Source organism: Oceanobacillus luteolus (assembly GCF_042678205.1).
In the GTDB taxonomy this organism is placed as follows: domain Bacteria; phylum Bacillota; class Bacilli; order Bacillales; family Amphibacillaceae; genus Oceanobacillus; species Oceanobacillus luteolus.
Genome location: NZ_JBHUDE010000052.1, coordinates 1 through 533, shown reverse-complemented (window position 1 = coordinate 533; position 533 = coordinate 1). Strand labels below are relative to the sequence as shown.

The 533-nt window shown below is 46.0% G+C and carries 1 protein-coding gene; it reads right to left on the bottom strand.

The window, feature by feature from the left end; all coding sequences use genetic code 11:
- On the bottom strand, window positions 1-533 hold a 533-nt coding region (locus ACFSBH_RS12065), incomplete at both ends, for an IS66 family transposase (RefSeq protein WP_379597719.1).

The window sequence follows — 533 nt, the reverse complement described above, 5'->3', positions numbered from 1 at the left end:
CTTCAGAAATCGGGAAGGATGTTTGGCTGCACGAGTACGCTGGTAATCATACAAGATGATTGCAGGACTCATCCGACCTGTACGATAAAGCCACATATAAGATTTGGAAGTGGCTGGCCGATCGGGTTCCGAAAGGACCTGAAGGCTCGTCTCATCCGCATGCAAAATATCCTGTTTCAGGAGATGTTCTCGCATCTGATCATAGATGGGACTTAACCAGGTATTGGCTCCATAGAGTATCCAATTGGATAAGGTTTGCCGGGATAAGGAAATGCCAAATCGCTCCATATGTTTCTCTTGGCGGTGTAAAGGCATACTTTCCACGTATTTTTGTGTCATCGTGTATGCCATCGCAGATGGGGATGCCAAACTTCTAGGGAAAACAGGAGCGGGCATTTTCGCTGTGACAATTGGAGTCTCCAATTCATTCCGTTCACAATGACGGCAACCATATACATACTGTACATGTTCCTTCAGTTTCACTTGTGCCGGGATGACTTCTATTTCCCTGCGTACTTGCGTACTCATTTCAT